This is a genomic window from Arcicella sp. GW458-12-2-14-TSB2, from assembly GCF_059423785.1.
The window spans coordinates 1-7,862 of sequence record NZ_JBWKYN010000230.1 but is presented as its reverse complement, the minus strand read 5'-3'; the positions used below and the strand labels follow the sequence as shown (position 1 = coordinate 7,862).

The 7,862-nt window shown below is 35.6% G+C and carries 8 protein-coding genes; 4 read left to right on the top strand and 4 right to left on the bottom strand.

Annotation, left to right across the window (positions count from 1 at the left end):
- Positions 1-264: 264 nt before the first annotated feature.
- The gene (gene thrC, locus AC07XN_RS22165; RefSeq protein ID WP_494744637.1) at positions 265-1,572 is read right to left on the bottom strand and encodes a threonine synthase; all 1,308 of its coding nucleotides are present in this window, start codon (positions 1,570-1,572) and stop codon (positions 265-267) included.
- A 240-nt stretch (positions 1,573-1,812) separates the two neighbouring features.
- Between thrC and AC07XN_RS22160 the strand changes: the two genes are divergently transcribed.
- The 3 genes from AC07XN_RS22160 to AC07XN_RS22150 all read left to right on the top strand — a co-directional run bounded on the left by AC07XN_RS22160 (position 1,813) and on the right by AC07XN_RS22150 (position 3,969).
- Positions 1,813-2,796 (top strand): ComEA family DNA-binding protein, encoded by a 984-nt coding sequence (locus AC07XN_RS22160; RefSeq protein WP_494744636.1) that lies wholly within the window; start codon positions 1,813-1,815, stop codon positions 2,794-2,796.
- Between the two features lie 78 nt (positions 2,797-2,874).
- Positions 2,875-3,507 (top strand): LysE family translocator, encoded by a 633-nt coding sequence (locus AC07XN_RS22155; protein ID WP_494744635.1) that lies wholly within the window; start codon positions 2,875-2,877, stop codon positions 3,505-3,507.
- A gap of 141 nt (positions 3,508-3,648) precedes the next feature.
- Positions 3,649-3,969 (top strand): DUF805 domain-containing protein, encoded by a 321-nt coding sequence (locus tag AC07XN_RS22150; RefSeq protein ID WP_494744634.1) that lies wholly within the window; start codon positions 3,649-3,651, stop codon positions 3,967-3,969.
- On the opposite strand, the gene AC07XN_RS22145 is transcribed toward AC07XN_RS22150, so the two are convergent.
- From AC07XN_RS22145 to AC07XN_RS22135, 3 genes are all read right to left on the bottom strand, one after another.
- Entirely contained in the window at positions 3,966-4,229 is a 264-nt protein-coding gene (locus AC07XN_RS22145; RefSeq protein WP_494744633.1) for an Ada metal-binding domain-containing protein, read from the bottom strand. The two genes, AC07XN_RS22150 and AC07XN_RS22145, sit on opposite strands and share 4 nt — an antisense overlap.
- A complete protein-coding gene (locus tag AC07XN_RS22140) occupies positions 4,226-4,921 on the bottom strand; it encodes a 2OG-Fe(II) oxygenase (protein ID WP_309923560.1) in 696 nt (231 codons plus the stop codon). The genes AC07XN_RS22145 and AC07XN_RS22140 overlap by 4 nt, the downstream gene beginning before the upstream one ends.
- Before the next feature lie 108 nt (positions 4,922-5,029).
- Positions 5,030-5,869: a bifunctional helix-turn-helix domain-containing protein/methylated-DNA--[protein]-cysteine S-methyltransferase gene (locus AC07XN_RS22135; protein WP_309923558.1), complete on the bottom strand. Its 840-nt coding sequence runs from the start codon at positions 5,867-5,869 to the stop codon at positions 5,030-5,032.
- A 315-nt stretch (positions 5,870-6,184) separates the two neighbouring features.
- Here AC07XN_RS22135 and pruA point away from each other — a divergent pair, with 315 nt between their 5' ends.
- Positions 6,185-7,810, top strand: coding sequence for an L-glutamate gamma-semialdehyde dehydrogenase (gene pruA / locus AC07XN_RS22130; protein ID WP_494744632.1), 1,626 nt, complete (start codon positions 6,185-6,187; stop codon positions 7,808-7,810).
- The last annotated feature ends 52 nt before the right edge of the window (positions 7,811-7,862 follow it).

Below are 7,862 nucleotides of genomic sequence, written 5' to 3'. Positions count from 1 at the left end.
CACAAAATAAACAAGGAGGTTTTTATTGGGCAAGCCATCCACAAAATTCGGGATGACTCATGTTTATGATTGATGAATACCGAATTCCTACTGTTTGAGCGAAGCGAGGCGGTTCGCCGCTGCGATTAGGAATTCTTGAATTTCTTTTACGGTCCGCCGTTGCGGTTACTTTTCTTGTGTCAAGACAAGAAAAGTAAGGTCTTTCGTAAGGGAATATTATTTTTTGATATAAACAATCGATAATTTTAACTTATACTCTCTCGACTATAAAGAAAGTAAGTATTGCTTAAAGCTTGCAAAATCTTTAGTCATCGGTATCGCTACTTTTTCTTTAGATAACAATGCTGATAATCTTTCAGGAATTTCTACAGAAGTGCCTAGAGCATCTTCTACCACATCTAAAAATTTAGCATAATGAGCAGTAGAAAGCAACACACCTGCAACTTCTTCCGAAAGCGTATCTGTATAAGATTTCAGCCCTAAATATGCCACGGCAGTATGCGGACACATTACATAATTGGTTCTTTCAAAAACTTCCTTCATGGCAACTTTGGTTTGCGTATCATCGCTAGAATCTCCTACAATATGTTTTACTACCTCTTCGTAAGCATCACCCGCCAATAAACGCATTCTGATAAAGTTGGATGGATTACCCACATCCATCGCATTTGAAATAGTTTCTTGAGATGGCTTTGGCTCATAATTGCCAGTAGCTAAATAACTCGGAACAATGTTATTTACATTGGTTGCTGCCACAAACATTTTGACAGGCAAGCCCATTTTCTGGGCAATTAATCCTGCTGATAAGTTTCCAAAATTTCCACTTGGTACACAAAAAACAACAGGTTTTGTATTGCCTGCTTTTTTCAATTGTGCGTAAGCATTGAAATAATAAAACGATTGAGGAATCAATCGACTAATGTTGATAGAATTGGCAGAAGCTAAATTGATAGTTGAAGACAGTTCTTTGTCTAAGAATGCAGCTTTCACCAAAGCCTGACAATCATCAAAAGTTCCATCTACTTCCAAAGCCGTTACGTTCTCTCCAAGGGTTGTTAATTGCTTTTCTTGAATATCCGAGACTTTGCCAGTTGGATATAAAATGGTTACTTTAATACCAGGCGTTTTATAAAATCCCTGTGCCACAGCTCCGCCAGTATCGCCAGATGTTGCTACCAAAATATGAATATCTTTATGAGACTTTTGTAAAAAGTAAGACATTAACGATGCCATGAACCTTGCACCAAAATCTTTGAATGCCATAGATGGTCCATGAAACAACTCTAATACATAAGTATCTTTTTCAAGATTAACCAAAGGTGCATCAAAATCGATAGCTCTTTCAACAATCATTTTAATATCATCCTCAGGAATATCGTCGCCCAATAATGTCTTAGTTACTTCAAAGGCAATTTCTGAAATTGATAGTGTTTCTATTTTATCAAAAAAAGAAGAGGGTAAAGTCGGAATAACATGGGGCATATATAAGCCATTGTCTGGAGGGAGACCTCTAAATACTGCTTCTTCCAAAGAAACATCATCACTTTGATGATTTGTGCTGTAAAGTATCATAATTATTTGGAACAGATAAAACCTTCAATTTCAAAACCTTCGTGGCAAGAAATCTTGTAAATTAGTATCATCAAAAGTCTGATTCACTTTTAAGGATTGACTATTAAAAATGGCTTACTGCTTACAGCCTAAAGCTTATAGCAGTAAAACAATACAAAATTAGTTCAAAAGCCTGAATTACAGAATAAACATTTTAATTTCTGTTGTTTAACATCATATTCATTTTAATACCTAACACCCATGTATAAAAAACTACAAGCTTATCTACGTGATTTTTTCGCTTTTAATCAAACAGAAATAAAAGGCTTTGTTTTGCTTATTTTTTTAATCTTTTTGCTCATCATTTTTACTTTTATTTTTGATTATCTTCCTGAAAAACAAGTTGTTAATGATTCTGTAAATCCGAAGAAGATTGAAGCGTTAATGGCAAAAATTGAAATCAAAGAACGTTCTGAGCATCCTACAGAGCATGAAAATAATTTTTCCGATAAATATGCTAAAGAAAATGCCTTTAAAGAGGAGGCTAGAACCATTACATTATTCAAATTTGACCCTAACTTATCCAATACCGAAGACTTACAAAAGCTAGGAATAGCTCCTTGGCTAGCCGAACGAATAGTCAATTATCGAAATAAGGGTGGAAAATTTAGGAAAAAAGAGGATTTGAAGAAAATCTATAGCTTCCCGATAGCCCTTTATGAAAAGCTAGAACCTTATATCGTTTTAACAAATTCGCCAGTACTTCAACCAAATGTCAATAGTACAAAAGTTGAGTTGGTAACAGAAAAGAATTTGCCAACAGCAAATATTACTAAGGATAATTTCAAGCCTGTGAGTTTTGATTTAAACAGAGCTGATACCAATGACTTAAAGAAATTAAAAGGAATTGCTTCTAAGCGAGCTATCAGGATTATTCAAGAAAGAGAAAAACTTGGAGGCTTTTATTCAGTAGAACAAGTACGCAATATTTGGGGATTAGATTCTATTTCAGTTGACGAGCTATTGAAATATGGGACAGTCAGAAATCCTCAACTCAGGAAAATCAAAATTAATGAAGTGACCCTAGAAGAATTCAAACATCCTTATTTACGTCCTTATATTGCTAAAGCCATTATTGCATATCGCCAACAGCACGGAAATTTTTCAAGCCGAAAAGATTTAGAGAATATAAAGCTTTTGGATGAACAAACACTCAATAAGCTTTTACCATATCTAGCATTCTAAAACAGTAAAACGAGGTTCCATCTCGTAATTTTTTTAACTTAATTTTTAACGAGATGGAATCTCGTTTTACGGAATAATATGATACCACTTTCAGACTTACTCGTTTTTATTATTGCCGCTTTTGGGTTGGTCATCACGCCTGGCCCCAACATGATATACCTAATATCACGTTCTATCTCACAAGGCAAACAAGCTGGAATGATTTCACTAGCAGGAGTCATTGTAGGTTTTCTATTCCATGTCATCATGGTCTCTTTCGGACTTACGGCTATTTTGATGGCTGTACCTTTTGCTTATTCCTTTCTCAAATGGCTAGGTGTTGGCTACTTATTGTATTTAGCTTGGAATGCTATCAAGCCAGGAAGTAAATCATTTTTTGAAACAACGACTTTGGAAGACGATAGTAACTTCAAACTTTTTCAGATGGGATTTCTCACTAATGTGCTCAATCCTAAAATTGCTGTTTTCTATATGTCGTTCTTTCCACAGTTTATTAAACCTGAATATGGCAATGTATTATTACAGAATTTTCAATTAGGACTTACCCAAATGACCGTCAGTTTCACAGTGAATTTCATGATTGTCATGTTTGCATCCAAAATAGCATTTTGGTTTGGTAGTAGACCCACTTGGATTAAAATTCAAAAATGGTTTATGGCAGGTATTTTGAGTAGTCTAGCCCTGAAATTAGCCTTTGATAAAGCCAAATGAATATTTATTCTAGTTATTGTTCAATGAGTTATAAAATAAATAAGAATTGATTTTTTTGAAATAATCTTTATAGAGTAATAATAACAAAAGTAATAAGTTCACAAATAACCCATTTAATAAACCCTTAAACTAGACACAGTAATGTTTCAAAACCCTTTTTCATTTGAAGGTCGTATCAGAAGAACTGAATTCGGACTTACTTATATTTTTTATTGGATTGGTATTAGCATTTTAAGTTTCTTTATGAATATGGGAGGTATAGGATCCTTGTTTTTCATTATGTATTTTCCTCTATTATATTTATTAATTGCACAAGGAGCAAAAAGATGTCATGATAGAGGAAATACTGGATGGTTTCAATTAGTACCTTTTTATGTATTCTGGATGCTATTTGCTAATGGTGATTATGGAGAAAATGAATATGGCTTAGACCCAAAAGAAATAGAAAGTCCCAAATACTAAGAAGTATTTCCCTTTTTCCATTCCAAATACTCCAACCTCATACAATGCCCACAAGGACGAAAACCCAAAACTACAGCTTCTTGAATATCTTTAAAGAAGACTCTGTTTTGGGTTTTTATTCTTTTGCCAGATTTACAATTGAGCTTTCCATAAATCTTTAATGACTTATTTCCACCCACTGTAATTTGCTTGTCTTTGATTAAAGACAGTAATAAACGGTTTGTTCCTTTTTCGTCTAGTATATCTTGATGTCTTATCATTTGGCATCATGAAAAATAATCCCGACTGTATAACGATTTCCACTATGGAGTTTACTAACCCCATGTTTCATGGGTGAACGATAGTAGCCCCTTGTTCCTTTGGCAGCCCGAAAGTTGGTAGTGAAAATTACCATGTCGCCACGGTTCGGTTGTAATACAATTGCCTGAGATTGCAACCTTGGTTTTTGTTCAATCAATACAAATTCTCCGCCAGTATAATCTTCCTGAGGTTGAGATAAAAACAATACTGCCTGAAAAGGAAAATACAACTCTCCATATAAATCTTGGTGGAGGGTATTAAAGTCACCTGTTTCATATTTCAAAATCAGAGGTGTTGGTCTGTATTGATTTTGTTGCTGACAAGCTTCAATAAAATCTTCATGCTTTTCGGGATAGGTAAGATTGATGCCTAATTTTAAATTCCATTCGTTTGCTATTTTAGATAAAGGAGTGTAGAGGTCATTCCTTAAATAAGCAATGCTTTCGGGTAGAGGATACGAAAAATACTTGTATTCGCCTTTTCCAAAATTATAACGTTTCATTACAATAGTACTTCTATATAAATTGGATTGCGAATATGAAGCTATCAATTCGTCAGAAACATCCCGAGGAATCACTGCCCGAATAACAGCATATCCCTGTTCATCCAAATCTTGTTTAATACTTTGCCAGTTAAGTGAGTTGATATTCATGTTCAATGTAAAATTGTGAATGTGTGAGTTAGTGAATGAGTAATTAAATATTTTGGTGTTTAGTAATAATTCACTAAATCACAACCGCGGCGGCGGACCGCTCCTCATTCACTCAATTTTAGAGGCTTCCCATCCAACGATAGCTTTCTTCCGAATAGTCCCCCAATGATATTCTCCTAACTTTCCTTCTTTTCTAATTACTCTATGACAAGGTATTAAGTAGGCGATAGGATTATTTCCTACTGCCGTGCCGACTGCTCTAACAGCCTTGTTATGTCCGATACTATCTGCTATTTGTTGATAAGTCGTTAATGAACCTTGTGGAATTGTCAATAAAGCTTCCCAGACTTTTAATTGAAAATTGGTACCTTGTACTAATAGATGTAGTTTGTCTAGCGAGCTAAGATGTGGTGTAAAAATGCGTTGTACATATTGTTCGGTGACAGAAGGGTTCTCTTCGATAGTAGCAAAATGCCATTTTTGTTTGAAGGTCGCTAAATCTTCATCTTTAGAAATCTCATTGGTAAAAGCCATTCCACAAATTCCTCTTTCGGTAACGGCCATAAAGCATTCTCCGAAAGGAGTATCATGATAAGCATAATCAATGTGCAAACCTTTTCCACCACTTTTGAATTCTTGGGGAGTAACAGCTTCAATACCTGTAAACAAATCATACACTCTGCTTTGGCTCGACAGTCCTGCTATCTCTGCTGCTTCTATCAAAGTGGCAGTGTCCTTAATTTTAGCTTTTAAATAGTCGGCTGTTAAAAACTGTAAAAACTTCTTCGGACTAACGCCTGCCCATTCAGTAAAAATTCTTTGAAAATGAAAAGGAGATAGGTTTACTTTTTCGGCCACTTCTTCTAAGGAAGGTTGTGCAGTAATATTGTCGGTAATGAACTCAATCGCTTTAGCAATACGTTCATAATGATATGTATCTGTTGTCATGTTCTTCTTAAATTAACGCTACAAATGTCGATTGATAAAAGAACATCCTCAACCCGAAAGTTGCTTTTTTTCCGAGACTTAAAGACTTTAGGATAAGAGGATATTTAGACCTGAAGAAAAAAGGATTAAAGAAGGTAAGAAATTGTGTAAAGAATGTAAAATAAAATAGAGTATGTTCTTTTCTGAAATACTTTAACTTTTCAATTATTTTTTATACACAAGTCTTTCACTCTACAATCTCAAGTCCTTCAGTCATAAAGTCTTCCAGTCCCAAAAAAAATCCTTAATTTTGCATCAAACCAAAAACTTCATCAAATGTCAACAGGATTTTTTAGCGTACCAACGCCCAAAAATGAGCCAATCAACTCATATGCACCTAATACCAAGGAGCGTGAAGCACTTATTGCCAAACTTACTGAAATGCGCGGTACAGTAGTAGACGTACCAATGTATATAGGTTCTGAAGAAATAAGAACAGGTAATAAACAGGCTTTGACTTCCCCACACGACCATCAGCATATTTTAGGATATTATCACGAAGGTGATGCTAGCCACGTAAATCAAGCCATAGACTCAGCTCTATCAGCCAGAGAAGCGTGGGCAAGTTTACCTTGGGAAAATAGAATGGCTGTTTTCTTAAAAGCAGCAGACCTTTCGGCTACTAAATATCGTAATGAGTTAAATGCTTCAACGATGTTAGGGCAATCGAAAAATGCTTACCAAGCAGAAATTGATGCGGCTTGCGAATGGATAGACTTCCTCCGTTTCAATGTACATTTTGCGACACAGATATATGCTGAACAACCTATCTCTTCTGAAAACGTTTGGAACAAATTAGAATACCGTCCCTTAGAAGGATTTGTATTTGCCGTAACACCATTCAACTTTACAGCTATTGCAGGTAACCTTCCAGCGTCGGCAGCCTTAATGGGAAATGTTGTAGTATGGAAACCATCACCACAGCAAATCTATTCTGCGAATGTATTAATGAAAGTATTGAAAGAAGCAGGGTTACCAGATGGCGTAATAAACCTTATTTATACAGATGGACCATTAACAGGTGATATCGTATTCAAGCATCCACAATTTGCGGGAGTACATTTTACAGGAAGTACTAAGGTATTTCAACATATTTGGAAAACCATAGGTGAAAATATTCATAAGTATAAGTCGTATCCAAGAATTGTAGGAGAAACAGGAGGGAAAGATTTTGTAGTAGCACACAAATCAGCCGATGCCAAAGCTCTTGCAGTAGGATTGGTTCGCGGAGCATTTGAATACCAAGGACAGAAATGTTCTGCGGCTTCGCGTGCTTATATTCCTAATACGCTTTGGGAGCAAACGTGGGAATATATTCAAACAGACTTAGCAGAAATAAAAGTAGGAGGTGTAGAAGACTTTTCAAATTTCGTGAACGCCGTGATTGATGAAAAAGCTTTTGATAAAATCGCGGGATATATAGATAATGCAAAAGCTTCGGACAAAGCCAAAATAATAGCAGGGGGGAATTATGATAAATCGAAAGGGTATTTTATTGAGCCAACGATTATCTTGACAGAGGACCCTCACTACACTACGATGTCAGAAGAAATCTTCGGACCGGTACTTACTATGTATGTATATGACGCAGAAAAGTATGAAGAGACGTTGGATATCGTAAATACTACTTCTGATTATGCCTTAACGGGAGCCATCTTTGCACAAGAACGTTATGCTTTAGAGATTGCGAATAAAAAGCTAGTAAATGCAGCAGGTAATTTCTATATCAATGATAAGCCAACAGGAGCAGTGGTTGGACAACAACCATTCGGTGGGGCTAGAGCATCAGGTACTAATGATAAAGCGGGTTCGATGCTAAACCTATTGAGATGGGTTTCGCCTAGAACGATTAAAGAAACATTTGTATCGCCAACAGACTATAAGTACCCTTTCTTGGGATAAATTGGATATAAATCTTACTAAAATCACTAAAAGCGGTCAATCATTTTTAAAA